At 67.5% G+C, this 25506-nt stretch carries 29 protein-coding genes and 3 pseudogenes; 12 read left to right on the top strand and 20 right to left on the bottom strand.

The annotated features are described in order from the left end of the window. Positions 1-285: 285 nt before the first annotated feature. On the bottom strand, positions 286-729 hold the full coding sequence (locus tag AC2CHE_RS22410; RefSeq protein WP_269742348.1) for a DUF1707 SHOCT-like domain-containing protein: 444 nt from the start codon (positions 727-729) through the stop codon (positions 286-288). Positions 730-812: 83 nt separating this feature from the next. After that, on the bottom strand, positions 813-1271 hold the full coding sequence (gene coaD / locus AC2CHE_RS22405; protein ID WP_484506828.1) for a pantetheine-phosphate adenylyltransferase: 459 nt from the start codon (positions 1269-1271) through the stop codon (positions 813-815). Between the two features lie 461 nt (positions 1272-1732). Between coaD and AC2CHE_RS22400 the strand changes: the two genes are divergently transcribed. From AC2CHE_RS22400 to AC2CHE_RS22390, 3 genes are all read left to right on the top strand, one after another. Further along, the gene (locus tag AC2CHE_RS22400; protein WP_484506827.1) at positions 1733-3181 is read left to right on the top strand and encodes a hypothetical protein; all 1449 of its coding nucleotides are present in this window, start codon (positions 1733-1735) and stop codon (positions 3179-3181) included. A gap of 1145 nt (positions 3182-4326) precedes the next feature. After that, on the top strand, positions 4327-4575 hold the full coding sequence (locus AC2CHE_RS22395; protein ID WP_484506826.1) for a type II toxin-antitoxin system Phd/YefM family antitoxin: 249 nt from the start codon (positions 4327-4329) through the stop codon (positions 4573-4575). Then, positions 4572-4955: a PIN domain-containing protein gene (locus tag AC2CHE_RS22390; protein WP_484506825.1), complete on the top strand. Its 384-nt coding sequence runs from the start codon at positions 4572-4574 to the stop codon at positions 4953-4955. Before AC2CHE_RS22395 ends, AC2CHE_RS22390 begins: the two co-directional genes overlap by 4 nt. A gap of 119 nt (positions 4956-5074) precedes the next feature. Here the strand turns inward: AC2CHE_RS22390 and AC2CHE_RS22385 are convergent, their stop codons facing one another. Further along, a complete protein-coding gene (locus AC2CHE_RS22385; RefSeq protein ID WP_484506824.1) occupies positions 5075-6172 on the bottom strand; it encodes a hypothetical protein in 1098 nt (365 codons plus the stop codon). Positions 6173-6655: 483 nt separating this feature from the next. On the opposite strand from AC2CHE_RS22385, the gene AC2CHE_RS22380 reads away from it, so the two are divergent. Continuing rightward, positions 6656-7345, top strand: coding sequence for a hypothetical protein (locus AC2CHE_RS22380; protein ID WP_484506823.1), 690 nt, complete (start codon positions 6656-6658; stop codon positions 7343-7345). A 196-nt stretch (positions 7346-7541) separates the two neighbouring features. Here the strand turns inward: AC2CHE_RS22380 and AC2CHE_RS22375 are convergent, their stop codons facing one another. From AC2CHE_RS22375 to AC2CHE_RS22355, 5 genes are all read right to left on the bottom strand, one after another. Further along, positions 7542-7802, bottom strand: a complete 261-nt coding sequence (locus AC2CHE_RS22375; RefSeq protein ID WP_484506822.1) for an orotidine 5'-phosphate decarboxylase / HUMPS family protein — start codon at positions 7800-7802, stop codon at positions 7542-7544. Beyond that, positions 7742-8260, bottom strand: a complete 519-nt coding sequence (locus AC2CHE_RS22370; protein ID WP_484506821.1) for an orotidine 5'-phosphate decarboxylase / HUMPS family protein — start codon at positions 8258-8260, stop codon at positions 7742-7744. The genes AC2CHE_RS22375 and AC2CHE_RS22370 overlap by 61 nt, the downstream gene beginning before the upstream one ends. A gap of 32 nt (positions 8261-8292) precedes the next feature. Beyond that, positions 8293-8817 (bottom strand): orotate phosphoribosyltransferase, encoded by a 525-nt coding sequence (gene pyrE, locus AC2CHE_RS22365; protein WP_484506820.1) that lies wholly within the window; start codon positions 8815-8817, stop codon positions 8293-8295. Between the two features lie 220 nt (positions 8818-9037). Beyond that, complete coding sequence (locus AC2CHE_RS22360; protein WP_484506819.1) at positions 9038-9646, bottom strand: nucleotidyltransferase domain-containing protein; 609 nt, start codon at positions 9644-9646, stop codon at positions 9038-9040. Positions 9647-9801: 155 nt separating this feature from the next. Then, the gene (locus tag AC2CHE_RS22355) at positions 9802-10308 is read right to left on the bottom strand and encodes a hypothetical protein (protein ID WP_484506818.1); all 507 of its coding nucleotides are present in this window, start codon (positions 10306-10308) and stop codon (positions 9802-9804) included. A gap of 207 nt (positions 10309-10515) precedes the next feature. Between AC2CHE_RS22355 and ybiA the strand changes: the two genes are divergently transcribed. Continuing rightward, positions 10516-11082 carry a riboflavin biosynthesis intermediates N-glycosidase gene (gene ybiA / locus AC2CHE_RS22350; protein ID WP_484506829.1) on the top strand — a complete coding sequence of 189 codons (567 nt, stop codon included), beginning with the start codon at positions 10516-10518 and terminating at the stop codon, positions 11080-11082. A 36-nt stretch (positions 11083-11118) separates the two neighbouring features. Further along, complete coding sequence (locus tag AC2CHE_RS22345) at positions 11119-11796, top strand: alpha/beta fold hydrolase (RefSeq protein ID WP_484506817.1); 678 nt, start codon at positions 11119-11121, stop codon at positions 11794-11796. A 273-nt stretch (positions 11797-12069) separates the two neighbouring features. Here the strand turns inward: AC2CHE_RS22345 and AC2CHE_RS22340 are convergent, their stop codons facing one another. The 5 genes and pseudogenes from AC2CHE_RS22340 to AC2CHE_RS22320 form a co-directional block, all read right to left on the bottom strand. Then, entirely contained in the window at positions 12070-12465 is a 396-nt protein-coding gene (locus AC2CHE_RS22340; RefSeq protein ID WP_043723897.1) for a YkvA family protein, read from the bottom strand. A 41-nt stretch (positions 12466-12506) separates the two neighbouring features. Then, complete coding sequence (locus tag AC2CHE_RS22335) at positions 12507-12656, bottom strand: hypothetical protein (RefSeq protein ID WP_484506816.1); 150 nt, start codon at positions 12654-12656, stop codon at positions 12507-12509. Between the two features lie 212 nt (positions 12657-12868). Then, the gene (locus AC2CHE_RS22330) at positions 12869-13459 is read right to left on the bottom strand and encodes a GIY-YIG nuclease family protein (RefSeq protein ID WP_484506815.1); all 591 of its coding nucleotides are present in this window, start codon (positions 13457-13459) and stop codon (positions 12869-12871) included. Positions 13460-13620: 161 nt separating this feature from the next. After that, positions 13621-14016 (bottom strand): VOC family protein, encoded by a 396-nt coding sequence (locus AC2CHE_RS22325; RefSeq protein ID WP_484506814.1) that lies wholly within the window; start codon positions 14014-14016, stop codon positions 13621-13623. 91 nt (positions 14017-14107) lie between these two features. Further along, positions 14108-14671 (bottom strand): annotated as a pseudogene (locus AC2CHE_RS22320) (TetR family transcriptional regulator C-terminal domain-containing protein); the annotation flags it as partial. A gap of 24 nt (positions 14672-14695) precedes the next feature. Here AC2CHE_RS22320 and AC2CHE_RS22315 point away from each other — a divergent pair. Then, positions 14696-15094, top strand: coding sequence for a PadR family transcriptional regulator (locus tag AC2CHE_RS22315; RefSeq protein ID WP_484506813.1), 399 nt, complete (start codon positions 14696-14698; stop codon positions 15092-15094). Further along, complete coding sequence (locus tag AC2CHE_RS22310; protein WP_484506812.1) at positions 15069-15728, top strand: hypothetical protein; 660 nt, start codon at positions 15069-15071, stop codon at positions 15726-15728. Before AC2CHE_RS22315 ends, AC2CHE_RS22310 begins: the two co-directional genes overlap by 26 nt. A 441-nt stretch (positions 15729-16169) precedes the next feature. Here AC2CHE_RS22310 and AC2CHE_RS22305 read toward each other — a convergent pair. From AC2CHE_RS22305 to AC2CHE_RS22290, 4 genes and pseudogenes are all read right to left on the bottom strand, one after another. Beyond that, positions 16170-16561 (bottom strand): annotated as a pseudogene (locus AC2CHE_RS22305) (macro domain-containing protein); the annotation flags it as partial. Positions 16562-16806: 245 nt separating this feature from the next. Beyond that, the gene (locus tag AC2CHE_RS22300; protein ID WP_484506811.1) at positions 16807-17364 is read right to left on the bottom strand and encodes a hypothetical protein; all 558 of its coding nucleotides are present in this window, start codon (positions 17362-17364) and stop codon (positions 16807-16809) included. A gap of 226 nt (positions 17365-17590) precedes the next feature. Beyond that, on the bottom strand, positions 17591-18376 hold the full coding sequence (locus AC2CHE_RS22295) for an SDR family oxidoreductase (protein WP_484506810.1): 786 nt from the start codon (positions 18374-18376) through the stop codon (positions 17591-17593). Between the two features lie 335 nt (positions 18377-18711). Further along, positions 18712-19437 carry an NUDIX hydrolase gene (locus AC2CHE_RS22290; RefSeq protein ID WP_484506809.1) on the bottom strand — a complete coding sequence of 242 codons (726 nt, stop codon included), beginning with the start codon at positions 19435-19437 and terminating at the stop codon, positions 18712-18714. A 170-nt stretch (positions 19438-19607) separates the two neighbouring features. Between AC2CHE_RS22290 and AC2CHE_RS22285 the strand changes: the two genes are divergently transcribed. The 3 genes from AC2CHE_RS22285 (at position 19608) to AC2CHE_RS22275 (ending at position 23187) form a co-directional block, all read left to right on the top strand. Further along, positions 19608-21293 carry a hypothetical protein gene (locus AC2CHE_RS22285; RefSeq protein ID WP_484506808.1) on the top strand — a complete coding sequence of 562 codons (1686 nt, stop codon included), beginning with the start codon at positions 19608-19610 and terminating at the stop codon, positions 21291-21293. A 3-nt stretch (positions 21294-21296) separates the two neighbouring features. Then, positions 21297-22247, top strand: a complete 951-nt coding sequence (locus AC2CHE_RS22280; protein WP_484506807.1) for a 5'-methylthioadenosine/S-adenosylhomocysteine nucleosidase family protein — start codon at positions 21297-21299, stop codon at positions 22245-22247. Positions 22248-22368: 121 nt separating this feature from the next. Beyond that, positions 22369-23187, top strand: coding sequence for a DUF5919 domain-containing protein (locus tag AC2CHE_RS22275; protein ID WP_484506806.1), 819 nt, complete (start codon positions 22369-22371; stop codon positions 23185-23187). Between the two features lie 516 nt (positions 23188-23703). On the opposite strand, the gene AC2CHE_RS22270 is transcribed toward AC2CHE_RS22275, so the two are convergent. From AC2CHE_RS22270 to AC2CHE_RS22260, 3 genes and pseudogenes are all read right to left on the bottom strand, one after another. After that, on the bottom strand, positions 23704-23976 hold the full coding sequence (locus tag AC2CHE_RS22270; RefSeq protein ID WP_484506805.1) for an alpha/beta fold hydrolase: 273 nt from the start codon (positions 23974-23976) through the stop codon (positions 23704-23706). Between the two features lie 211 nt (positions 23977-24187). Further along, positions 24188-24406, bottom strand: a complete 219-nt coding sequence (locus tag AC2CHE_RS22265) for an alpha/beta fold hydrolase (RefSeq protein WP_484506804.1) — start codon at positions 24404-24406, stop codon at positions 24188-24190. A 116-nt stretch (positions 24407-24522) separates the two neighbouring features. Further along, a pseudogene (locus AC2CHE_RS22260) lies at positions 24523-24990 on the bottom strand (DUF4291 family protein); the annotation flags it as partial. 139 nt (positions 24991-25129) lie between these two features. On the opposite strand from AC2CHE_RS22260, the gene AC2CHE_RS22255 reads away from it, so the two are divergent. Next, complete coding sequence (locus AC2CHE_RS22255; protein ID WP_484506803.1) at positions 25130-25282, top strand: hypothetical protein; 153 nt, start codon at positions 25130-25132, stop codon at positions 25280-25282. Positions 25283-25506: the final 224 nt, after the last annotated feature.

The raw sequence follows: 25506 nt of genomic DNA, 5'->3' as shown, positions 1-25506 counted from the left end.
CTCGGACACGTCCCGCCCGCCGAACACGAGGCACTACACGCGATGACCCAGCCGGTCACCGCACCCCTGAAAACCAGCTAACCAACTCTCCACCAAACCCGGGGCTTGACAAACTCGCCGTCCTCGCCCCGATGTTTGGTAGGGCTACCATCGACGAAACGTGCGTGTCGAACGTGCCAGGGCAGGAAAACGTCCACGGGTTGACCGTACGGTCTGTGCGATCATCACGGTCCTCGGTCCGACCGGACTGTCGCCCCTTCATGGCCGCGAGTCGCGTCCGACCGTCTACTGCGGTTGTTGGCTGCGTCCACGGTTCAGCAGGTGCTCGGTGTAGACCAGCGCCACGCTCAGGGCCACCGGCACCGCAAGGCTCCACCAAGCGCCGTATACGAAGCCGAGCACGACCGTCACCGGCAGCCCCAGCAGCAGCGCGAGGCAGACCGCTACCGCGAGGGGCGGCATGTCCTCGTCGGCGTCTGCCGACGGGCCTGGCGACCGGGGAAGGTCGGGATGGGGAGCGGGTAGGTCAACGAAGACCTGCAGCAGTTCAGACTGGATACGCGCCGTCTGGCACGCTGCCCATCGCTGCTCGTACTCGGCATGGTCCAGCCGCTCGGCGGCGAGATGTTCGTCGAGTGCCTCGCGCGCGGCGTCGCGCTCCGGCGTGCCGATCCTCAGGTCGACAGCAGACTCGTCCAGGTTCTGGACGAGGTCCTCCGAGTTGGTCACCGGCCGAGGGTAGGGCAAAGTCTCTGATCATTTGCGGGAAGAATCCACGACCTGAGACGCCCTGACATGCCGCCGACCGGGCGTCACTCCTCAGCGTTATGCGACGGACGGGACGACTGTGCCGAGCGGTATGCGCGTGCAACCGTTGACGACGTGGCGGCCAGCTGCGGACGCGCGGGCAACCAGACGGTCTGAATGCCGAGTTGCTCGTTCATCGCCGCGAGCTGGTACTCGTAGCGAAGGTCCGCGGCCGTGCGCACGCCGCGGACGATGACCGTGGCACCGCGGCGCGAGCAGTAGACGGTGGTCAGGCCGGTCCAGGTGTCCACCTCGACATTGCCCCAGGCTGCCGGCATGGCGTCGCGCACGCGTGCGGCCCTGGTCGTGGCCTCGGCGGTTGGTTGCTTATCGGCGTTTACCGCCAGCAACACGATGACTTGGTCGAACATCACCCGGGCCCGGGCCACCAAGTCGAGGTGGCCCGGGGTGAACGGATCAAACGTACCGGGATAGACCGCCAACGAAACGTGTACCGGCGCCACTCCACGATCCGACGTAGCCGTCACTGCGACTCCCCCCGAATGGCCACGATCATCCCCAGCCGTAGTCTTGCTGACCCAACCTCGGCTTGTCGTCACCGCCGACCGCCAACATCCTGATCTGCCGCTCCGGGTGAACTGGCGTAGTGGCTGCTGGTGACGCACGGTGATGCATCGCTATCTCACCTGCTTCCGCTGCCAGCGTTGTACCGGCCGATCACTTCCTTGTGCGCGCTGCGGTCTCGGCCTTCCTGAGCCGCTACCGTGGGCAGACTTGCGTGAAGGGACAGTAGAACCTCACCTCGGTCCAGAACACGAACGCGATCCCGAGCTGCGAGGGCGGGTGAGGTCGGCCGTAGGATTTGGGAGTGGCCGACTTGAATGACGCAGATGATCGAAGTTCGGCATCCGTGACCAGTTGGGCGAGGTTGTCGGTCAGCCACTGTCAGTACGAGGTGTCCGCCGTGCCGGGCGCGTCCGGGATGGGGATCTACACCCTCGGCGACGGCCTGCTGCACGTCGTCGGGCCGTATCAGTTCACCGGCTTCTGCGGCATACACACCGGTTGGATCGAGGCGCGTGTCCGTTTCCTGCCCGGGCCTCCCACGGGAGTCGATGTCGGCTGGGATGCGATCAGTGAGGCAACCCTCTTCAGTCCCAGCGGCCGGCTGTCGGTCGTCGGCCTGATGGGCGGCACTGCGGAGGCCCTCACCGACGTCGCTGTACCGCGCGGGTTGATCCGGGTGCGGGTGCACGCGCGCGACCGCCTGCACGAGACCGTACGCACCGACGATGACCCGCCCGAGCGGCACGAGCTGCACATCTGGGCGGTCACCGAGGAGACGCCATGGCGGACCGTGCTGGCCGACCCGGGGGACCGCGACTGGGAGCAGAAGCCGACGAAGGCCGCCGAGTGGGGGATGCTGTCACTGGTTCCGCGCCCGTCTGGTCGTCCGGCGATCCTGCCGCCGCTGCCACTTGACCCGTACGAGGACGACGCGGGCCTGTCCCGGGTAGCGGTGGTCCGCCACCGGCCCGCGCCGGTCGAGGTCCCGGCGGAAGTGCTGCCCGCCGGCGACCTTGAGGTCCGGCTCAAGCGGGTCGACGACGAGACTCTGCTGTGGTCGTGGTCCACCGCCAACGAACCGATCTTCCCCCGCCCGCTGGCAACGCTGCCGGACGACGAGCCGAGTACGGTACGGCTGACGTCCGGCCCCGACGGCTTCACGCTGCGGCACGAGGGAGTGCTGGGCCGACACGCCTTCGCCCTCGGCCTGATCTGGGACCACCTGCTCGACACCACCGGGTCGCATCCGTGGATGACGACGTTGCGAGGGCAGGCCGCCGAGGCGACCGCGTCGGCCGAAAAGTCCCGCCGCCTGCAGGCCGAGCGCGACGCCGAGCGGTGGGGAGGTGCTCCACCGTCGGATCGTGTCCGCGCACTCTTCGGCCAAGCGCAGTCCCTGGCCCGCATCGACCGTCGGCTGCTCGACCGCATCGACGCGCTGCCCGCCGCCCGCCAGCGGGAGGCAGCCTGCTGGGCGGCCCGCCGGGCGATGCGGGTGGCAGGACTAGAGCAGATCGGGTGGATCGCCGCTGCGCTCGCCGACGCCGAGGCCGACCGTCCGCTGCCGCGATCCTTCACCGAGCAGAGCGGCAGCGCCGCGTTTCACCGGCTCCTGTCCGATCCCGAGGTGCCCCACACCACAGTCGCGCTCCGCTTGGACCCAAGAGTTTTCCGCACACTCGACGTCACCGAGATGCTCCAGCAGGCCGCCGCGTTTCCCGCCCTGATCGCCCTGGCGAATGACGATCCGCTGGCCGCTGCGATCGACGCCGTCTACAACGCGGCAATCGCCCACGGTGACGACCGTCACCGCTTCCTCACCGACGCCCACATCGCCTTGCGCTGAGCCTGGTTCAGCATGCGGAGTCGGAAGGCTGCGCCCGAACGCCGCGCGACCCCGTGCGGACGCAGTCGACTGGAGGAGGCTCAATTCGAAGCCGAAAGCGGTCCGCCGGCTCACGGAGTGACATCCCAGCCGTCCGGATCTGCCGCGTGGCGCTCGTGATCGAAGGTGGGATCAGGGCAGGTGCTGGGCGGCCGGTCGTAGCCGGATAGCAAACGTCGGGCGTCCCGGACGTCGGGGCATGATGTTGGGTGCGGATGGTAGCGAAGCCGGAGGCAGTGACGTGAACGGAGTGCTCACCATCGATGAGCGCCGCGTCGTTGGTTGTGCGCACCAACTTTGGCTCATACTGAGCAGTAACTGGCCAGATGTAGCCGCTCACTTGCTCGCACAAGGGGCGGAGGGGGAAGCGGTCGCGGAGCTTGCCGGCCTGTCTCGGATGGCGTCGCCTTGGGTTGTGGACCAGTTGGTGCCCGAGTTGCTGGCTGAACTTGCGATCACTGAGTTGCCCGCAGACGAGGCCAGCGAGTTGGTCGGACGGTTGGTTGGGCAGGCGGTAGCTGCGCGAACAGACTCTGACGAGTTCGCGGCGGTCCGGGAACTGGCGCGACTGAGCCCATCCCTCGGCTACCCCCTCGGCGTGATCGGCGACGCCTACTACGCATCGGAATGGCTGGACTGTGAGTGCCATGCCGATTCGCCCGAACGTGACGCGGCGGCTGCTTTGGAAGCCAGCCTACGTCCGGATCAAAGGGGAACGCCCGGGTGGCTCCGGCCAGCCCGAACGCCACGACGAGCATCAGCATCCCGCCCCACCACCACGGGGAGCGGCGCCCACCTCTCGCAGCCACATCATCGTCCACGCGACTCACCGTAGAGCCGGGGCGCGAGCCCGTCGTACCGGCCGTAAGCGCGTCTGACGGAATCCGTGCGGCGCGCGTGAAGGCAACCGGCCAGCCGCTCACTCACATGCCGCCGACCGGGCGTCGCAGAACGTAACCAAGGACGGCAGCATCCAGCGCGATCGTGCCGAAAGCAGTGCGTTCGATCTTGTCGGATCTGCCTACGTCACGACGACTTGAGTGATCGCCCGACGCGCAGCCGACGACCGCCAGACCATGCGTAGCACATGTGCTACGCTGGGGTGTATGAGTGAAGTGGGGTTGCGGGAGATGCGGCAGAACGCCAGCGACCTGGTACGTCGGGCGCAGGCGGGTGAACGGGTGACGATCACTGTCGCTGGCCGCCCGGCAGCCGTGCTCGGCCCGGTCAGTCCTCGCACCTGGCGCGAGTGGGACGACCTTGCCGGCGTGTTCGACCAAGCGACCGACCCCGGGTGGGCAGGCGATCGGGATCTCCTGGACGACACCGTCACCGATCCGTGGGTTCAGCGGTGAGTCGCGGCATCCTCGATACCAGCATCCTCATCGCCAACGACGTCACCCCGATTCCCGGTGAACTGGCTATCAGCGTCGCCAGCCTCGCCGAACTTCAATTCGGAGTCCTGATCGCGAAAACCGCCGAGGCGAGGGCGCTCCGGTTGGCGCGGCTGAGCGCCATCCAACGCCGATTTGATCCGCTGCCTATCGACGACGCCATCGCCGACAGCTACGCACGACTGGCCGCGCGTGTCGTCGAGACCGGCCGTCAGCCGCGAGCCAGGGTGATGGACCTCCTCATCGCGGCAACCGCCCATGCTCACGACGCCGCCGTCTACACCCGCAACGCCGACGACCTCGCAGGCCTTGAAGACCTCATCACGATCCACACCATCTGACGTGATCAATCCGGATCTGCCGCGAGTGGGGCGTCACGGTGCGTGACACGGTGGAACTGATGCCGGGTGCGCGTCGTGCCCGAACTGCGGGCGCGGGGGTGAGGCCCGGCTGGGGGCAGTCACAGCGGGCCGCGTTCGCGTAGCCGGGCGAGCCGGTCCGGTGGCAGGCAGTCGGCCAGGTTCCGTTCCAGGTCGGCCAGCTCACGGTCGACCGGGTACACCACGAAGTCGTCGGTGACTGGCAGCGTGTCCGACCAGTCGCGGAGGTTGAGCTGAGCCGCCACCGCGCACAACAGTCGCCGGCCTGCCTCGGAACCGGCGGCGTCATCGAGGTCCTCGGCGTCGAGCAGGGCGAGTTCCTGTCTTACCAGCCTTACCGATCCTGCGTCGTCGAAGTCGACGTCGGTGCTGGCCTCGAAGTCGGCCGGCGACCATGCTGCCTGGGCGTCGATCGCCGCCAAGGCAGCGCGCTCGTCCTCAGTGGCCCCGTGGACCTCGAAGGACAGCGCGTCCGAGCTGTCGTAGCTCAGCGCGACGCAGGCAGCGGGACCGTCGACCGCCAAGCGCGTCACGGCGTCCGGGATCAACGTGAGCAGTGCGTCCTCAATGCTCCGGCACGCCGCTTCGAGGTCGAACCCGGCCGGCGGCCGCTCGTAGCGCACCTCGGAGCGGCGGCCCATGACCTCGACGATGCGGACCAGGCCGCGGTCGTCGTGCTCCGCCGTCAGCACCGAAGGCGCCCGGCCGTCGTGCTCAATCTCGACGCGGCTGATCCGCCCATCGGTGTACGCGTACGACTCCCGCCCCGAGCCGCCCCGCGCGACGGTGTCGGCCGAGCGCATCAACCCGTCCAGGAAACGGTACTCGTGCAGGTAGATTGGCCCTTCCGTATCGGAATGCGCCGCCTCAACCACGTCACCGTCGTGGCAGACGAACGTCTCGTAGGACAGGTTGCCGTGAAGAAAGCCGCTGTACTCCTCGATCACCACTATGCGACCGTCGGCGTCGAACCCGATACGCAGGACATCCCGATCCACCGGCGGTCTGGTGTCCAACCGGCGACCAGCCTTGAGTAGATCCCGTTCAAAGTACAACGGACGAAGATCAAGACCAGGCCAGGCGTACCAGTCCCAGCGCCCAACAAGCGCGGACGCCGCTCTCTTCCGGGAGCCGTACTCGCCAGCGAGCTGGGCGAACCGCGCAGCAAGATCCGACATGTCCGAGACCCTACTGGTCGCCTCGCCGCCGTTGCCTACATCCGGACCTGCCGCAGAGCACCCGTCACCGAGGTGTCTGCATCTGGACATGTCGGTGAGTGGAACTGGAATGGCGGGCCCGGCGACGTCAGGGTGTGGCTGCGGCCAGTGCTTGCCTCGCCAAGTCTCGCGCCTCGTCGTCCTCGCTGATGCCGCGCCATCCTCCGCTGTAGAGCAGTCGTTGGTCTTGCTCGGCGGCGCGGTGCAGTAGGTGCGTGAACGTGGTGGCGGCCGGCCCGAGGGCGGCGAGGTAGCGCAGTGCCTGGCGGCTGACCGGCAGTTGCCGACTGTGCCGCAGGGGTCGAGTGCCGCGATGAGCATGCGCCCCGAACTATTAGAGGAACGCCCGGTCGTCGAAGCCGACGTCGGCGATCTATTCTCTGGCTTCCTCATCGCGACAAGCGGGCAAGGGGTGGCATGAGCTACGCAGCGCTGATCCGGCCGGTGATCGACCGGGTGTACGTGGGCCTTCGGAGCACGGGACGAGACCGCATGCGAGCGGTCTATGACCGGTACGACGTTCGGCCCGGCTTCGAGAGCAGCTTCTACTTCGGGTTACTAGCTCGCCCGATGACCGCTGGCAGCTTCGCGGCAGCCACCACCTACTCCGGCTCGGATATGACCGGCGAGCTCGAACAGGGCATGGCGGAGGTTGACGCCGACGGCACGTGGCGGCTGACCGAACGGGGCTGCAAGGTGGCGCTGGCCGTACAGGGTGCCTTGGGTGATTGGGCCGAAGAGTTCTGGGATCGGAAGCCGATCGCGACGATGCCGGGCCTGGACATCGTTCCCCGGCTGGCGGATCTCGTCGGTCGCCTGTTGAAGGCAGGCCAAGCCACCGGCGGCCCGGCTTTCCGAGCGATGGCCCCGGTGTACGAGCCATCTGACGCCACCCCGGCCGTTCGCCTGACCTCCCGGCTGGGGGCGCTGCGTCATCACCGGGCTGACGCACATCGAGCGGCCTGGGCCGCTGCGGGACTCACCCTGGCACAGCTGAGGGCGCTGACACTTCAGGACCCGCAACGGCAAGCCATCGAGGAAGCGACCAACCGGCTGGACGAGCCCATCTACCAGGCCCTGTCAGTATCCGAAAGAGACGAGCTACTCGCCGGTCTGGGAGCACTTCCCGGGTGATGTGGCAGACGGCGGACGCGACCGGCTCTACTAGCCGGCAGCTAACAAGGCATGCGGATCTGGCGCCGTCCGTGCGTGCTGGCCGATCGAGGCAATCACGCTCGGTAGCTGTCCTCTGAGTCGATCGGGCATCCTGAACTGCCGAGATGAGGGCCATCGCCTGTCGCCGGTCGTGGCCCCTTGACTTCGGCCGCTGTCAGCTGTGTGCTCGGAGCTTACCCAGCTCGTCTTCGAGGTGAGCGAGGATGGCTGCTGGGTCTGGTGCCCGGGTCAGGGACCGACCGATGACGATGTGCGTTGCGCCGGCGCGGATCGCGGCCGTGGGATGCGCCGGTCGGGCGTGCTCGCTTGTGGTCCCGTTTATCCCGGCCTGCAAGGTCACTCCTGGAGTGACGATCAGCATGTCCGGGCCGAGTTCCGCGCGCAGCGACGCCGCGTCCTGCGGTGAGGCGACCACTCCGTGGCAACCGGCGCGCTGTGCCAGTCGGGCCAGGCGGGTTCCTGCTCCTCGATCGTGGCGCTCAACCCGATGGCGGCGAGGTCGGTGTCGGTGAGGCTGGTGACGACGGTCAGCGCGATGACGTGCAGTTGCGGGAAGTCGGCGGCTGCGCGTACCGCGGCCTCCATGATTGTGGGGCCTCCCATGGCATGCACGGTCACCATGGTGGCGCCGAGCCGGCCGGCTGCGCGGACGGCACCCGCAACAGAGGTAGGGATCTCGAACAGCTTGAGATCCAGGAAGACATCCTTGCCCTCACCGACCAGTTGGGCCACAAAGGCCGGGCCGGCGACGGTCAGCAGTTCCAGGCCCACCTTGTATGACTGGCCGGCGTCACCCAGGCGGTCAACGATCGCCTGGGCGTCGTCAACGGTGTCGAAGTCGAGCGCGACGATGATGCGGCGTGCCGTGTTCACCCGCTGATCCTGCCGGTTCGGCAGTGCAGCTGTCACGCCGGCAAGGAGGACTCCAGGTCACGACGGGTGAGGGCGGCGCGTAGCCACAGCGCTTCGGCCGCGAGATTCTCCCGTCCACCCTGCTCGCGATCGATGGCGCAGACCACCGAGTCAACCTTGGCGCCATTGGCCCTCAGCTGCCGGCACGACGCCAGTAACGCCCCGCCGGTGGTCACCACGTCCTCGATCACCACGACCCGCCGGCCGTCCACGGGGCCGCCCTCGGCCGCCTTGCCGGTGCCGTACTCCTTGGCCTGCTTTCGAACGAAGACGGTCGGCAGCCCGGTCAGCTGCGACATCACCGTCGCGATCGGTATGCCGCCCATCTCCATCCCAGCCAGCACGTCGCACTCCGGCAGCAAGGCGACCATCGCCTCGGCCACCTCGCGCAACAGGCCGGGCTGCGCCTCGAACAGGTACTTGTCGAAGTATTCGCCGCTTACCTGCCCTGAGCGCAGGCGGAACGACCCGGTCAAATGGCACGCTTCGTAGACGCGACGCGCGAGCGGGGAAGTCACGCATCCAGCCTCGCATCCCGCCTTGGGGAGCAACCAGCCGCCCAGGACCCTGCCCGGTGTGGCCGCCCGAACTTACTCTCATGTGTCGCTGGTCGGGTGCGCTCTGCGCCGTGTGACTACTTCCCTGGGTTTTCGGCGCAGCCAGCGACCTACCGCGCGTGGATCGATATCCGGTCCGGCACGCCACCTGGTAGGCGAACAGCCCAAGGGCCGTCGTGGTTCAACACGATCGCAGTCGGGCACGCCACGGATGATCCGGATAGACCAGACCGAGCGTCGCGTCCAGCCAGCCGCGTTCCGCCCGGGACAGCAGCGGAAGCACAGCGATGAAATCAGCCTCGTCCTTATCCCGCGTGTGCTTCGCCTTGAACAGCAGTACGGCCTCGATAGCCAGGTACGGGATTCCGTCGTCTGTACGTCTGATGATCTCGCGGTACGGTCGGCGGATCCGCTGCTCGTCGCGGCGGCAGATCCAGACGTCTCCATCGTGCGGCTCGCGGAAGACGTCGAAGCGCCACTTGCCCGCCGCCGGGTCCCAGGCCCAGGTCTGGTGAGAGTCGCCGGCCAGCGCCTCGGGCGTCAGCGGCACCAGTACGCCCTCGCCCGCAGGCACCCAGAAATCAAGCTCGGGGAACAGCGGCGGCAACAGAGCGAAATGCGCTGCCGGTACGGCGATCTCCAGGTCCTCGTGGGCGCGGGTCTGCTCGCCGCGGAACAGATCCACCGACCAGCCGGCCGCGACATACCAGGGAACTCGCAGGTCGCGGAGACGTTCGGCAAGCCGGCGCGGGTGCCAGGCCTCCCATGCGTCGGCATCGGGATGGTTCACTGCGGCGAGCATATGGCCGACGGCCGCTCCAGTCGAGTGGGTGGACCGATGAGCCGGTGGAAACCGTGGCTGCTGTAGCCAGAATGGATCATGAACCGGCGCGCCATTACGTCCGCTCATGGCCGCCGAGTGCGCGGAGTGGGAGGCCAGTTGGATCAATAGCCTGGTTGACCGCCAGCGGCCAGCCGGGCCGCCGCCGCGGCAGGCGTGTCGTCGTAGCCGGGCCGGGCCACAAGCACCGACTGAAAGAAGTGGCCTTGCTCCTCAGCCGGGTCGTCGTCCGCGGCGAACGGCCGCCACAGTGCGAGATACAGCTCTGGTGCGGTGAACGCGTCGTCGTCCTCGTTCGACACGAGGTCAATGTGGCGACGCAGCCGCTTCACGACCTCCAGCGTGGCAACGCCGAAGACGTCAACGTCGCGGTATCGCACCACGTAGCGTTCGTGCGGACGCCACACCTCGATCGCATTGACCCGGCCCCGTGTCGGCCCAACCCCGAAACCCACACTGAACCCGAGCCCACTCGGCAGGTGCACGGCCAGCTCACCCGAAGCGGTCGGCACCAGCGGTCCGAGAGTCTCGAGAGCAACCCGGGCCTCCTCGGTAGTCATCCCGAGCCGGAGCGGACCAACCCCGTGTGGCGGCTCGAGTACGAACTCCATCCGCTGATGATCGCAGGCCGCTCATCTGGGAAGAAGCCCGACCGGTCGCATCGGACGCCTTGTCGTGGCGTCCGCCTCTGGCCGCCGTGCGTGCGCCGGGCCGTCGGTATCGGTTTGGCTGGTGCAAGCCGGCCGGCAGCGCCCTCCTGGCTTCGTTCCGGACAAACGTGTGGTGTGCTGAGGTCCCGGTCGCGCACACTGGCGATCATGCTGGCTTCATGTCGGAGCGTCACGGATCTGGTCGCCGCATATGCGCGGGGAAAGCGGATCAAACTCCTGTTCTTCTGGGGGCACAAGCCGGAGCGCGACGGCGGCCTCGGCACCGGATGCTTGAGCCAGTGGTGGCCATCGCCTTTCACGGTCGACGGGGTCGTGTTCGCGTCCGCCGAGCACTACATGATGTGGCGCAAGGCCACCCTGTTCGATGATGAGGCGATGGCCGAGCGGGTCCTCGCCGCGCCGCATCCCCACGCGGCCAAGACGCTCGGTGGCCGGGTTGCCGGCTTCGATCAACAGACCTGGGACGAGCACCGCTTCGACATCGTCGTAGCCGGCAACCTGGCCAAGTTCGGACAGCACGCAGCACTGCGCACGTTCCTGCTCGCTACCGGACGACGGGTTCTCGTTGAGGCCAGCCCGGTGGACCGGATCTGGGGCATCGGGCTGACTCGAGACGACCCCGCCGCCGCCGATCCGGCTCGGTGGCGAGGCCTCAACCTGCTCGGGTTCGCGCTCATGCACCAATGCCCACGGCGGAACGTCTTGAACACGTAGGCGACGGTAGGAAATGCTCAGGGCATGCCTGCGCTGATGGACATCGTGGTCGGGGATTTGCACTTCGCGCTGCGGGTATGGCAAGCCGTTGACGAGTACAAGACGCCCGCCGTGTTGCTCCATGCCACCGGAAAGACTGCACGCGACTGGGACGTGATCGCCTCGGGCCTGTGTGCTTCGCGGACGGTGTACGCCGTCGACCTGCGGGGCCACGGCGCCAGTGATTGGCCCGGCACCTACAGCCTGCAACTGTTCGCACAAGACGTCATCGGCATCCTGGACCAACTGGACATCGGCACGGTGGACTTGGGCGGCCATTCCCTCGGCGGTCTGGTGGCTTGTCGAGTTGCCGCCGAACCGCAGGGACACGTCCGCAAACTCGTACTTGAGGACATCGGTTTCCCGCACCCTCGGCCGCCGGGACTTCCCGACCGTCCTGCGGGGGACCTGCCCTTCGACTGGCACATGGTGGAACAGGTCCGGCCGGAGATCGACGATCCAGATCCAGGATGGGCCGACATCGTCGACCGGATCACGGCACCCACGCTGCTCATCGGTGGCGGAGCAGCGAGCCCGGTCCCACAGGAGCACGTCGCCGAACTCGCCGACCGGTTGGCCGACGCCCAGCTGACGACGATCGCTGCCGGCCATCTAGTTCACGAGACCGTTCCAGAGGAGTACCTCAGGACCCTGATCGCATTCCTTAGCGAGTGATCGACCATCCGCCCATGCCGCCGACCGTGCGCCACAGTACGTGACCGACGACGGCAGGGCCCAGCGTCCCGCCGTGCCGGGAGCGCGTCGTGAATGGCGGTGGTATCGCACCAACCAGGATTGTGAGATAGGTGCCGTGAACGAGCGTCCTCAGCAGACAGACACAGGGGTTACGAGGCGTTCACAAAGCCTTGTAGTTCAGTCAGCGAACGTCCGGTCGCTGGCGCGGTCGGCGATCTTTTTCGACCCAGGCTCCGGCGGGGGCCAGTGCGGTCAGGCCGGCGGTGTGCCGAGCAGCCGTTCGATCAGCCGGGGCTCGCCGGGCCAGGCCGCGAGGATGACGTCTCGGGGTACTTGGCGTGCGGCGTAGCGCAGAGCGAGCGCAACCACGACGATGTCGTCGAGGGGTCCGATGACGGGCAGGAACTCGGGGATCAGGTCGATGGGGCTGGCGACCCAGATCCCGGCGATCAGCACGGCGATCTTCGCCCGGCGCGGCACTCGGGGGTCGGTGCGCAGTCGGCGGACGGTGGTGACGCAGTCGGGGATGAACGCGGCCAGGTCGCGCATGATGCCGGGTGGCAGGCGCCGGGCGAGCAGGATCAGCAGCGCCCAGGAGGCAAGCAGCAGCACGACCGCGATGGCCAGACCGACGAGCCAGTCACGCATGATCACGTGCTCAGCATGTCATCGCCGTCCGGGCGGCGCGATCAGTGGTGCTGGGGCAGCGGCTCCAGGTGCCACTGCATAGCGTTGCGGCGCAGGAGTTGGATCCGGGCGGCTTCGACGTGCTCGACCGGCCAGGCCCGGAGTTCGCGTACGACCGGGCAACGGGCTGGCGGGCCGATCCGGGCGGACATCCGGTGTACATGCACCCCTACCTGCACAGCGATGGTGGCGCGGCTCCGGTCGACGGGGGGCCGGTAACGGACCAGCAGGCCGATCCTTCGACCGGTACGAGATGAGAAGGCGCTCCAGGCACCATAATCCCACGGCGGACCCTGCTGCGTCACTGCGAGTTCCAGAGCGTGGAGCGCGGACGGCGGCATGAGCGCGAAACCACGCCCGTGCACTACGGCGTTCGTGGAGGGGGCTCGGGCGGGCGGCTGCTGGCGTTGTATGAGTTCTTGGCGGCGACAACGCCGGGTTGGATGTGCTCGGGGTCGACGCCGTGGACGTTGAGCGGTGGGTGCAGGCGCTGGACAAGTTCGGTCTCGATGGTCGCCGGCTCCGCGTCTTCCGCCCAGGTCAAGCGCAGGTGCGTGTGCATCCAGGTGGTCAGCCGCGCCTCATCCTCGGGGACCAGGACGACACGGTCGGTCCAGGCCGTCCGGTATCTCTCGGACACCAGAAGCCCGGCCAGGGTACGGCGCAGAGTCGAGCTGCCCGAACGCCTCAGATGGTTGCGCAGGATCCGCCCTCGCAGGCTGGTCGCCCGTCCGAGGTACAGCAGCCGTAACGACGGGACGTTCTCGTTCGGTGGCCCTGGGAGGTCGGGGAAGACCGAGGGCGCAGCCCACCAGGCGTAGACACCGCTGCCACGGCTGAGCCGCTTGGCGGCGACATTGAGTTCGACGGGCACGCCGCAGAGCAGCCGCAGAGCCTCGTCGACCCGGGGTTCGTCGGTGGGGATGTCGTCGGGTCGCCGTTCGGGAATGGTCATCGAAACCATCGTAGGTCCCCGGCAGATCGTGGCCGGGCCCGGAAAGGACCGGATGCCCCGCAAGCGGCACCTGCACCGAACTGGCGGGACGCCGCCCACGCGCTTGGTGCGGCCGATCAGGATGTGTGATCTTGACGGTTTGGCTGGCAAGTGCGGTGACCTCAGGTCGCGTCGAGAAGGTCCCACCGGTTGCCGGCGATGTCGAGGAAGACCGCGACCCGGCCGTAGGGCTCGGTCCGTGGTTCCCGGACGAAGGTGACACCGGCCTCGGTCATCCGTCGGTAAGCGGCGTCGAAGTCGTCGACGCGCAGGAAGAACCCGACCCGGCCGGCTACCTGGTTACCGACAGTGGCACGCTGGTGTTCGCCGTCGGCGCGGGCGAGCAGAATGCCGGTCTGGGCACCCGGGGGCCGCACGACGACCCATCGCTTGGGTCGCCCGTCGTTGGTCAGCGATGGGGAGTCCTCGACGAGGTCGAAGCCGAGTACGGCGGTGAAGAACGCGATCGCCGGGTCGTACTCCTCGACGATCAGGGCAACCAAGTCGATCTGCACCACGGCAGCGTACGCGGGGTCGACTCCTGCTCGCCGTTCGCGCGCACCACCACGGTGCGGCTGCACCGTCTCGTTGCCCGCCGAGCACGCTGGAACCGAGGCCGTTGGTGAGGGCGAGGAGTCCGGCGGCGGCCGTCGCCGGGTTCAGGGCGGTGCCGATCTGGTCGGCCTGCTGCGCGCTGGTCAGTTGCCCGGTGAGCAGTCGTTCGACCTTCTCCGGGTAGGCGGCGCCGTGCCGGGTGGCGAGGTCGGGGTCGGTGAAGACCAAGGTGTAGTAGCCGGTGTAGGCCCTCGTCAGGTCGAGGCTCTCGGCGTCGGTGGGCAGGATCGCCGCGAGTGTGCCGTAGACGACGTTGCGGGGGGTCACCGGTCCCAGGGCGCGGATGCGGCTCTCCACCCGGGGTGGCCAACCGTTTGCCGAGATAGGCCAAGGCGATGAGTGACGTGGTGACGGCAGCGGTTGATCATGTTCGCGGAGGCCACGTAGGCGGCGAGGACGTAGTTGGGTGTCGGTCGAGGTTCTTGCGGGCTCGGTCGTAGCGCATGGTGGTTCTCGGTTCGGCGTGGCGGACGGTGAGGCGCCGCGACGTCGTGGAGCACCCGGGTGGCGAATCTGAGCCGCTGTATCCTCTTCCGGGACACCTATTGTACGACACATAGTACCGGCCGTACTATGTGCCACATGTTAGTGAACGGCGAGTCGGGTGATTCGGCCGAGCGGCAGGCTCAGCTCCTGCGCGGCTGCTTGGACATGTGCCTGCTTGCGCTGCTTGCCGCCGAGCCTGCGCACGGCTACCAACTCGTCCGCCGACTCGACGCCGCTGGATTCGGAACGGTCAGCTACGGCACCGTCTACCCGTTGATCACCCGACTGCACCGCTTGGGACTCGTGGCCAACGCGATGCAACCCAGCCCCAACGGCCCGCCCCGCAAGGTCTATCGGCTCACGGACACCGGCCATGACCGACTGAACGTCTGGCGCGAGCAGTGGACGCAGTTCGCCAGCGTCGTGAACGAAACCCTCGCCGTCCGTCCACCGAATCCGGGAGATCACCATGAGCACGTCGACGCCGGCCGTTGACAACCTCCTCGCCGCCGCAGACCGAGACTGGCGCGCTCTCGGCATTCACCGCCGCGACCGGGCGACCCTTGCTGCCGACCTGCGAATCGAACTCGACGCCGCAACCGCCGACGGGATCGATCCTGCGGAGCTTCTCGGCACTGACCCCACCGGGTTCGCCCTGAGGATCGCCGAGGAAGCCGGCGTGCAGCGGATCCCACCGCGCTACGGCCAGGTGCTTGGCGTGGCCAGCGCCGGCGCAGTGCTCTCCCTCATCTCGGGGTACATCCTGGTCATCGGCCTGCACCAGGCATTCGTGGCGGCATTCGACCTGCCGCGCGATGTGCGCGTACCGGTGTGGCTCGCCGCTGGTGTGTTCTACGGCGGCATCGCAGCGGTCGTCGTCGCCGGCGCCGTCCTCACCGTGCGCATCGCCCTGCGCGACGTACCCCGCATCCGACACACCGCTACGCGAATGACACTGCTGCTGCCGCCCACGATCGCCGCCGCAATCGCCGCCGCAGCCGCATTCGGCTGGGCGCTCGACTTCCCGCTCACCCCACTGGCGATCGGGACCGAGGCCGCGATCGTCCTCGCCGCCTTCCTCGCCGCAACGGCGCTGGCCCGTCGCTGGTCTGTAACCGCGGCGGGCTAAGCCAGCCGATGTAGCGCATCAGCAAACAAAAAGTCACGACATGTAGTTGCCCGGACGTCCATCACGTACCGCCTCGGGCGAGCGCATCGACGTTATCGAGCCGTGCGGCGACCTCGGCGCCCGGCACGAGTCGCGCTTGGTGCAGCCACCACCTCGGCTGCCGATTCCGGACTTCCGCCGATGGCCGGACCTGCTGGGTCGCCGGGGACGGGCCCGCTGAGATCGTCGACGGGTCCGGCATCCGCTGCCGGTACGAACAGAATCCCGCCCGCCGTGGCGACCGCCCCGGCCGTTGCAGCCGGACGGCATCGAGGCCCTGTTCACCCCCGGCGCACAGGTCGAGTACTACGGCCGGCAGCTTCGCCTGTCGGTCCACACCGCTGGCCAGCTTCACCTGCCCTCCGGCCGTTCGGTCGTTGATGATCCTTCCTCATTGGACCTTCGGGCGGCTTGGTCGGCGGGGAAGCCGTACACGCCGGTGGCGATGGGGGGGGCGACGCTGCGGGCGCCGAGTTCGTCGGCTACCTGCAGGCTCCTGCGTTAGCAGGAGGCCAGAATGTCGGCCTCGCCGGGACCGCCCTCCCCAGACCGGCCCGACAGCATGGATGACCCGCCGTACCGGCGGGTCGAGGTCGAACGCCGGGGTAGCCATCGCCTCTCCCGGCTCGCAAGGGCCGATTCACACCCCCGGCCTGCGCCAGCCGAGGCCCGGCCGCGCGGTGAACCGCGCCATCGACACCACCACCGCCGAGCAGTGACTCGTTCGCGGCTGGGACGATGGCGTCCACGTCCTCCCGCGTGATGTCACCCATCACGACCTCGATCACGACCACAACAGATTCCTGGCACACCAGACGACAGCGTGCCGGGCTCACCGTCGCCGATCGGGTGGCCACTTCAACCGGCCAGATCGCCGAACGACCGGGCGGCAATCCGGATGTCGCATCACGATGCTGTCAGTCATCATCATCGCGTGGATGCCCGTCAAAAACTGGCGTGCCGTCGGACTATCCGGTTGTGGCGCATGCGGAATGAGCGCTTTCCATCCGGGTAGCGCGACCGGGTCAGGCGTTGGGTGTCACTCGCGGGTGAGTCCCGGCGGCAGCGCGTCTTCGTCGGGTCGGACCCGGCGGGCGTTGGTCAGGGGGTCGCGTTGGAGGGTGTTGATCAGCGGTTCCGGGCCGCCGACGCAGGTCCAGGTGTCGTCCCAGAGTGCGGAGACCAGCCATGATCGATCGGCGGGGAAGAACAGGTCGGGTAGCGATCCGCGGCCGTGGCGCATGTGACCGGTCCGCCAGGTGAGGGCCTGCTCGGGTCCGGCCTCGACCAGCACGTAAGACCAGTTCCAGTAGAGCGACACCCTGGGAGCGCGGGGAAAGACGATGTCGTGGGCGCCGGTGTCGAGGTAGGCCAGCCACCAGGGCTGGTCGGGGGTCTCGGTGACGAGGTCCTCGACCAGGGCGTGTTCATAGGCGGCGACGGTGACGTCGTCGGCCTGGTGGGTGGTGGCGTAGGCGTCGAAGATCGGCGGGATGGCGGTGGTGATCGAGATGCCGGCAGTGGTGTGACCGGCGATCCACTCCACGTCGGCGGCGGCGCCGGTTCGCCAGCTCCGCCCGTCCTTGCTGACCTGCATACCGCTATTAAAGTCGCTGCGGTGACGGTTGGCGCGGGAAACAGGGTGCCCTCGGTGTGGCCGGCGGCGTAGCCGGCCGCCTCCGGGACAACCGCGACGTGTCGGTTGCGGTTGGGGTTCTGCGATGACGGCAGATGCAGTGGCGTCCACGCATCGGCACGACCGTCCCTATCGCCGCCGTTCCTATGTCACGCGCTGTGACGTCCGGACGGCGGCATGAGCGCGCTCAGCGTGATGACCAGCCGCCGTCGGAGGCGATGGTTTGTCCGGTGACCCAGTCCGCGTCGTCGCTGAGTAGCCAGGTGACCAGACGGGCGGTGTCGGCCGGGGTACTCCAGCGTCCGCCGGGGTTGGTCGCTGCGATGGCGGCTTGCGTCTCGTCGTCGGCATAGCCGGTGTCGTTGGGTCCCGGATTGATGCAGTTGACCGTGATGCCGCGGCCGATGAGGTGGACGGCGAGGCTGCGGGTCAACTCGTGCAACGCCGCCTTGGAGGCGATGTACGGCAGTTCCTTCGGCATCGCGCCGTGGTACTGGCCTGAGGTGAACAGCAGTACCCGCCCGCCCCGGCGAGCGTCATCGTGCTGAGCGGCGAAGGCCTTGACGAGCAGCAGACTAGCCCGGGTGTTGACCGCGAAGGTTAAGTCCAGTTCCGCCGCCGTGAGTTCCTCCAGCCCCTGATCAGCGCTGCGAGCGTGGTTGACCACCACCGCGTCGACGTGCCCGAAGACCGTTCGGGCGGTGTCGACCAGCGCCGCTGGCGCGTCGGGTTCACTCAGGTCCATCGGGACGTGCTCGACTCGGCCCCCTCGGCGCCGCAGTTCATCGGTGAGATCCTCCGGTCCGTGCTCACCTGCACCCCAGCGCTGTTCCACGTCGTAGGGCACCCACGAGTGCAGCAGGACCGCTGCCCCTTGCGAAACGAGTCGCCGGGCGATGGCGGCGCCGATGGCGATGCCACGACTCGCGCCGGTCACGATCACCACCCGGCCACCCAGAGAGGTCATCGTCATTCGCCGATTGTGCAGAAGTCGACTCCTGCCCGCATCCGGATAACTTTGATCCGCTCATCGGCAGGTACGCTATCGAGTCCGCCGATGCTGTCCACGAAGGCTTGAACGCGGGCTGGCGGAGCGCATCGAGCAGGGCGACGCCGCGCTCGGTCGCGATCATCGGGGTGGCCGTGGTGCCGCAGGCCGGCGTCAATCCGCGGATTCGGGGGTTCGAGTCCCTGGCGCGCACCAACGAGCAAGGCCCTGAAATGGTAAAGCTGGTCGGGGCCTTCTTCGCGTACGTGGGTGGCGGCTGAGGGCTGCGGTGACGGTCCTGCCAGGTGCCTGTTGAGGAATCAGCCTGCGGCGTCGTCATCATGCGCGGCGGACGAGCGGAGCATTGGAGGGTAGAGGACGGTGGCCGCTCCGGCTCGGTACAGGGCCGCTGGTCGGCCGACCTCGGAAGCCCGTTTACCCCCGGTCGGGGCGAGAAAGTTCTCCGCGTTCACGACCTTTCGATGGAAGTTGCGGGCGTCGATGGTTGTGGACCAGACGACTTCATAGACATGGCGTAGATCGCTGATGGTGAACGTCGGGAGGCAGAAGGCCGTCGCCAGGGTGGTGTACTCCAGTTTTGCCCGTGCCCGTTCGACGCCGTCGGCGAGGATGCGGTCATGATCGAATGCCAACGCGCTCGGCCGATCGGTGACCGAGTCGATGGGGGCCCACCTGGCGTTGCGGGCATCGGTGCCGGCGACGGGTATGGGCAGGTCGGGCGCGAGCGCCAGATAGGCGACGCTGGCTACCCGGCCGCGTGGGTCGCGCCCTGGTGTGGCGTATGTACGCAACTGCTCCAGATGCAGCCGGCGGCCGTCCAGACCGGCCTCCTCGGCCAGCTCCCGAACGGCCGCTTCGTCGATGTCCTCGTTCGACCGTACGAACCCGCCCGGCAGCGCGAGACGTCCCCTGAACGGATCTTTGCCGCGCTCGATCAGCACGACCTGTAGCTGATCGTCGCGTACGGTCAGCACCACAAGGTCGACCGTTAGTAGCGCGTGCTGCCTGTTCCCGACACCGTTCATCGCCGGATCGTATCCAATCGTCAGGTTGACGAGAACTCACGTTCCGCTATACAGTGGTGGCAGCCTGTTTCTCGTCTATCTGACGAGATTATGCGCTGGTGAGCCTGTTCCCGCGCCGTGGTCGTCGCCTCGTCCGGCTCACTAGTCCCGTCTCAACCAGGGAGTTCTAGATGTCGACTGCTCCTCCAGAAGTTCCGGCGCGGGGGCCCGGGCAGCAGCCCGGATCGACCGTCCCCATCGCGACCTCCGGACATTTCAGTTCAGCCGCCAGCAGCACCGCGACCCGACACCTGAACGCCGGGGCCTACCTCGACGAGCGCTTCTGTCGGCGCAGCCTCGACGAGGTCTACCACCAGCCCGGGCGAGCGGTCGCTCCGTCCTTCGGGTTTGACCTCGCCGTGGTGCTCGGCCACTGCCTGCGAGCCGATCGGATCAACCTCATTAGGGACGTCACCACCATCGTCCTGCTGGTCCTAGCCGCCTGTTTGGGTGCTCCCGGCCTGTTGTTCGGGCTTGGTATCGCCGCTGCAGGCTACGCCCTTGCTGCCACGTGGCGGATCTTGGTCGAGGTGGTGCGCTGGCAACTGACGGACGAAGTGTCACCAAAAAGGCTGATCGGTAATGGGCTGGCCGCTGTGCTGGGCTCGCTGGTGTCGGCGCTGGCATTTCTCACGGCCTTGCCGATAGCGGGTCTCATGGCGGTCAGCGCCGGTGTTGACACCGGGGACGCCTCCGCCGTGCTGGCGTTGTCTGGCGTCGGTGTCACCTTGACTTTCGCGGCGGTCTTCGGTCCGCCCGTAGTGGCGCAAATCGTGAAGTGGCGCTATGCCACAGAAAACGGCCCCGGCGAGCAGCCGGCCCTGGTTCACCAGACGACGCGGATGAACGACCTTCGCTACCAGCAGGAGGGCAACACGACGATATTCTCTGGATATTCACCCTTCATCGGCTCCGGTGTGCGGCTGTCCACGGAGGGGTTCGCGCTGCGGATGATCGGTGATGCGGAGGATTTCGAAAAGCCACGGCCGGAAGGGGAGCGGGAGTACCAGGAAGTCCCATTCGCAGCTGTTGATCTAATCGGTCACGTCGAGCGCAGCGTAGCGGAGTTGGCCTACGCCTCAGATCCGGAGCACCGGTTGGCCGGTCTCACCGTCACCCGCCGAATCTTCACGGCCGGCAGTGAAACCATCCTTTTGAACCCCCGCACCAGCGCATCGGATGTCGAGCGCTTTATCCGCGAGCCGGCGGATGCGAACCGTCATTACCTGGCCTGCCAGGTCAACTCGTGGGACGGTGAATTAGTGACCACCGTCTATGTGCATTACGCCCTCCAGGGGCGCACCCTGTACTTCGAAGTGGACACCTTCGCGCTGGCGCCCTGTCGCGACGAATTCCGTGTCGTGGACGACGTGGCGAGTATCGGTGCTCTGCCATATCTAAAGGTGGCCTGGCGGGCCCTGATGGACGCACCCGCCACGGCAGCGGCGGCACCAAGAAGCCTGTTCCGTGCGGCCTTCCGGGCGCTGTCTCGACAGTCGCGTCCTGCCGACCCTCGCCGGGGGTTCGACCGAGGAGCGCGGCTCAGCGTCCGGGAACTGGCCACTCTCGACATTGTCCGCAACGACTTCCAGATGCAGGACGTCGCCAAGCACAAGAAAATCATCACGCGTCGCGTTGTCGCGGCCACTCTCGACTTTCTCATTACTTGCGGAGTTGACGTGACGGAATTCCGTCAGAGTAGCAGAGTGCTTATCAACAGTGGAATCTACGCCGGGGGAAACATCGGTGACATCTCCGGCATCAGCAATTCCTTCGTTCCTACCACCTCGAGTGGGCCAACTGCGGGTAAAGGATAGGCTATGGGCAGCGACAACACTGGTGCGAATTTCGGTATCCGTGCTGGCGGCAATATCGGAGACATCAGAGACATCAAAGATTCCTTCCAGTCGGTCGGGTCGGCGGCGCCGCACCCCGACGCCCGTACCGGCGGGGACAGCGGTGCCCCGTCCGGCAGGCCGGGTCAGCAGACGCCGCCGGTCGACATCGCGGTGCTCACGGTGCTGTCACCGGAGATGCAGGCGATGACCGACGTGTTCCAACGGGCCACCGACTACCGCCGTCCTGCTCCGAGCGACCAGCGGCGGGTGCATCAAGCGACGTTCACCACGCCGTACGGCCGGCTGAACGCGGTGCTGATGCAGACCATGGACCGCAACCAACGGTCTGCGGCCACCGCCTACGCCTTCCTGCGACAAGTTCACCGGCCCAGACTGGTGGCGCTGGTCGGTATCGCCGGTGGGATCAGCGAGCGCGTTGACGTCGGCGACGTGGTTATCGCGGATCAGGTCATCTACTACGACGAGCGGCGGACGGCGGCGAACATTACCTACCGGCGGGGGGAGGCCACGGCGGTGCCGGCACGGATGAGCCTGAGCCTTAGTGACTTGTTCAGCACCCGGGGAGAGCCGTTCGTGCTCCCGTCAGTGGAGACGAGGACCTTCTTCAAAGTCGTCCGTGGACCGATCGGTTCGGGCGGCGCGGTGATCACGGACGAAGCCTCCGACATCCGCGCGTACCTGCAGTCGTTTCATGAGAAGTGCCTCGCCGTCGAGACCGAGGCGGGCGGCCTGGTCCAAGCGTTCCGGGAGGATCTAGACGCCAACGCGGACGCCGTGAGCTGGGTGGTGGTCCGCGGTGTTTCCGACCACGCGGACGCGGCCAAGGGGCATCGCGATCACGACCTGGCGGCCAGGCACGCGGGTGTGGCCTTCGAGAGTCTGCTGCCTTTCCTGGGACATTCATCTACGTGATCTTTGGTTGCTCCGTCCACGGGTGACAAGCGGCCAGAGGCGACAAGCGGCCAGGGCGGCGGGCAGTCAAGTCGTCTGCCGCCCTGGTACCGCTCCGACAAGTGAGAAGGGTGAAGTCGTCATGTTGTCCCATACACCCAAGCCGCGTACCTCCACCGTACTGACCCGCCGTCACCTGCAGACGGGTCTGACGGTCAGCATCGCCTTGGTCATCGGGGTGCTCGGCGTATTCGATGTCGTGGACCCGTCGACCGTGGCGGCCGCCACCCTGGCCACGCTCGCGCTATTGGCTTTCGACCTGGCTGGGGAACGGCGGGATCTGGCCCACGTGGTTCCGCTCCTGACGCGGGTGGTTCGGGCGCTGCACCGCCTACCCGGCGAGCTGCTGGGCGAACCGCGACTGGCCGCGTCAACATCCGGTCTCAACATCGACCTGGCCGGCGCAGCCGATGTCCGGCTGGTAGGGGTCACGCTGGGCAGGACTCTGCGCAATATCGCCGAACCACTCGCCCGACGATTGGCGGACGGAGCGCTCGTGCGGATCGCCGTCATCGACCCGGCGACATCCGCGCCGGCCGAGGCGGCGCGACGTGCCACCCTCCCGGACGATCGGGGCATCTTCACCAACCGCCTCCGGCCAACCCTGGATCTGGTGCGTGAGGTTGCCGAGTCGGCTCGCGGGGCGGGGCGGATAGAGGTCCGGTTGTTGCCGTTCGTACCTTCCTTCGGCCTGATCATGGTCGACGCGGAGGAGGAAGCGGGACGGTTGTACGTTGACGTCTATTCGCACCGGCCGGCCGGTGCCGAGCCGGTCCTGGCTCTGACGAAGGCGGGCAGCCCTCAGTGGTACCGGCACTACCTTCGGGAGTTCGACCACATCTGGGCTCATGGCCACCCCATCGACCTTTTGCCTGCCGAACCAGTGCCGTGTCCGGTGTGATCGCCCTCGTTCAGCGAGAATCGGCGTGTCGCTCATCCATAGTGGTGGTCCGGAGGCTCCGGCGAACTCGCGGCAGCCGGTGCTCAACCGTGCGGCCTGGAGTTTTCTGGCCCGTCACTCCACGTATGAGTTGCCGATCATCGTCGGCCCACCATACGACCGGGACATCGGCGGGTACGTCGAGATCGGCGGCCAGCGGCCTGACGACATTCCGTTTGACGACTACTGGCCGACTGGCCCGGGTAGGCCAGGTTACATCGGTGGCGCGGGGCCGGCGGCGCAGACGACGATCTGCGGGTGGCCGCCGGCCCTCGCCCAGATTTCGCCGGTTCGCCGGCTCGCTGCTCGGGGCCGGTTGAAAGCTCTCGAACCGTACCCGGCTGAGCCAGCCCGGGGCCGGCAGGTCGCTTAGCCTGAATCCGTGGACCGGGCCTGTGTGTGAAGCTGTCGGAGGCGGCGTGGAAATGACGAGAGTGCCCTCTGAGCTCCGTCACGCTTGCTCGCCGAGCCATCGGCTCAGGCAGGTTGCCAGGGCGCTGGTTGGTCCAGCTGGATGAGGTGGCCGGCGCCCTCGACCAGTCGTGTCTGTGCCCCGGAAATGATCGCGCGCAGCCGGTGGGCGCGGTCGACGGGGATCCACGTGTCCTGCTGCCCCCAGACCAGCATCATCGGGATGTCGATCTCGGAGTACCGGGGTTCGACCTCGTCGGTGTAGCGCTGGTCCGCCTGAGCGATCTGACGATAGAACGCAGCCTGTCCCTCAGCGCCACGCCACGGCGAGACCAGCATCCCATGGCGCCCGACGTCGGGCCGACGTGACTGGCTCCGGCAATGTAGGAACGCACCACACCTTCGTGGATCGACGGCGGCACGGCGCTGAACACGTCGGCGTGCTCCCGGACCAACCGGAAGAAGTCCGAAGCCCATGGCGCCAGGGCCACGACGTCAACCAGCGCGAGCGACGCGAAGACAGCCTCGTGCAGCAGGTAGGCCCGCAGCGCTACCCCCCTCCGTAGTCGTGCGCGACGACGTGCGGCGAGCGGACATCCCAATGAGCAAGGAGGTCGGAGAAGAGCGCGCCCTGGACGTCGAGGGAAACGGGGTGTTCGGCCCGCTTCGACGACTGCCCGTACCCCGGCATGTCCCACAGGTACACCGTGTAGTAGCTGGCGAGCGCCTCCGCGTGCGCTCGCCAGAGCTCGGTGACAGAACACGACATCAGGACCGGACCCCAACTGCTCCCAGAGCACCGCGCGGCCCCGTCAGTAGAACGTCTCGCTCAGCAGGGGCACCATGTTTGCACACGTCGTGATCTCCGGACCTGCCGAGCGGCCGTCACCGTCGGTGCTGCTGCTCGAGCACTTCGTCGGCGGTGAAGTCCGGGTTGGCGTCGAGACCGGCGGCGATCTGAGCCGGCAGCGGGTAGGCATGTTCGACAGGCAGATGGGCTGCTGCCGCCTGTTCGTCGCCGCTACGCAGAAGGTCCCGGATCAGGTGCACCGTGGGGGTGACGTCGGTGATGGCAACGACCCAGTCGTCGACGTACCGGTCGACAGCCTCGCCGGACAATTCAACCTGCAGCGACCGGTACGGCAGCGCCTTCAGATGCAGCGATCGCTGCGAATCCCACTGGACTCGGACCGGGCTGGTCTTTAGTTGCCGTGACCAGGTCGCCTTGTCGCCGTGCAGGTCTCGGTCGTAGTGACTCAGGCAGGCTCGCGCCAGCGCCCACTCAAATCCGTCCCGCGTGATGTCGATGGACAGCACGCGCTCCTGCCCTGGTTTGCCGGCCCAGCCGCAGCGGTCCACCGAGTTTTCACACCAGCGCCAGCGCCAAGCCGAAATGAATCCGCGCCGGCACCCGCATCTGCCGCGGACCGAGCGGCACGGTACGTGACCGAGGAGGGGCAAAGCCTCCCGACGGCTCGATCAAGCTCACCGGATGACAACCCCGATGGTTATCACGCCGCTTACGGTCGACCGGTCGAGAGCTTGTTGGGCGCTCGGAGAGCCGTACACCAGGCTGGGGTTCCGCTCGGACTACTGGCTGTACGCGACCCTGGTCGCGAACACCTACCCGGTCGTCATCGGTTGACGGACGGGTCGTCGGTAGTGTGATTGCCTTCCGACGCCGGGTCGACCCGTCCGAGATCTGCCTTCAGACCCGCCGACCGGGCCGCGCACCGGGCCTGGCTCGGGCTTCGCCAGCGTTCCACGGTTCGGCCGATACGAGGACGGGTGTGCCGGGGGGGGGGGGGCGGCCCCCCGGCGGCCCCCGGGGGGGGGGGCGGGGCGGGGGGCGCGGCCGCGCCGGGCGCC

Source organism: Micromonospora sp. ATLC16, from assembly GCF_057196645.1.
This window is presented reverse-complemented; position numbering and strand designations above follow the sequence as displayed.

What these genes read in the sequence shown, in the direction of transcription:
- AC2CHE_RS22355 (WP_484506818.1), bottom strand. Translation starts at nt 10,308, where the DNA reads ATGGAGTTCGTACTCGAGCCGCCACACGGGGTTGGTCCGCTCCGGCTC.
- AC2CHE_RS22315 (WP_484506813.1), top strand. Translation starts at nt 14,696, where the DNA reads ATGTTAGTGAACGGCGAGTCGGGTGATTCGGCCGAGCGGCAGGCTCAG.
- AC2CHE_RS22280 (WP_484506807.1), top strand. Translation starts at nt 21,297, where the DNA reads ATGGGCAGCGACAACACTGGTGCGAATTTCGGTATCCGTGCTGGCGGC.
- AC2CHE_RS22385 (WP_484506824.1), bottom strand. Translation starts at nt 6,172, where the DNA reads ATGTCGGATCTTGCTGCGCGGTTCGCCCAGCTCGCTGGCGAGTACGGC.
- ybiA (WP_484506829.1), top strand. Translation starts at nt 10,516, where the DNA reads ATGCTGGCTTCATGTCGGAGCGTCACGGATCTGGTCGCCGCATATGCG.
- AC2CHE_RS22285 (WP_484506808.1), top strand. Translation starts at nt 19,608, where the DNA reads ATGTCGACTGCTCCTCCAGAAGTTCCGGCGCGGGGGCCCGGGCAGCAG.
- AC2CHE_RS22330 (WP_484506815.1), bottom strand. Translation starts at nt 13,459, where the DNA reads ATGACCATTCCCGAACGGCGACCCGACGACATCCCCACCGACGAACCC.
- AC2CHE_RS22290 (WP_484506809.1), bottom strand. Translation starts at nt 19,437, where the DNA reads ATGAACGGTGTCGGGAACAGGCAGCACGCGCTACTAACGGTCGACCTT.
- AC2CHE_RS22265 (WP_484506804.1), bottom strand. Translation starts at nt 24,406, where the DNA reads ATGTCGTGTTCTGTCACCGAGCTCTGGCGAGCGCACGCGGAGGCGCTC.
- AC2CHE_RS22300 (WP_484506811.1), bottom strand. Translation starts at nt 17,364, where the DNA reads ATGCAGGTCAGCAAGGACGGGCGGAGCTGGCGAACCGGCGCCGCCGCC.
- AC2CHE_RS22255 (WP_484506803.1), top strand. Translation starts at nt 25,130, where the DNA reads ATGACAACCCCGATGGTTATCACGCCGCTTACGGTCGACCGGTCGAGA.
- AC2CHE_RS22275 (WP_484506806.1), top strand. Translation starts at nt 22,369, where the DNA reads ATGTTGTCCCATACACCCAAGCCGCGTACCTCCACCGTACTGACCCGC.
- AC2CHE_RS22270 (WP_484506805.1), bottom strand. Translation starts at nt 23,976, where the DNA reads ATGCTGGTCTCGCCGTGGCGTGGCGCTGAGGGACAGGCTGCGTTCTAT.
- AC2CHE_RS22395 (WP_484506826.1), top strand. Translation starts at nt 4,327, where the DNA reads ATGAGTGAAGTGGGGTTGCGGGAGATGCGGCAGAACGCCAGCGACCTG.
- AC2CHE_RS22310 (WP_484506812.1), top strand. Translation starts at nt 15,069, where the DNA reads ATGAGCACGTCGACGCCGGCCGTTGACAACCTCCTCGCCGCCGCAGAC.
- AC2CHE_RS22345 (WP_484506817.1), top strand. Translation starts at nt 11,119, where the DNA reads ATGGACATCGTGGTCGGGGATTTGCACTTCGCGCTGCGGGTATGGCAA.
- AC2CHE_RS22295 (WP_484506810.1), bottom strand. Translation starts at nt 18,376, where the DNA reads ATGACGATGACCTCTCTGGGTGGCCGGGTGGTGATCGTGACCGGCGCG.
- AC2CHE_RS22340 (WP_043723897.1), bottom strand. Translation starts at nt 12,465, where the DNA reads ATGCGTGACTGGCTCGTCGGTCTGGCCATCGCGGTCGTGCTGCTGCTT.
- AC2CHE_RS22335 (WP_484506816.1), bottom strand. Translation starts at nt 12,656, where the DNA reads ATGTCCGCCCGGATCGGCCCGCCAGCCCGTTGCCCGGTCGTACGCGAA.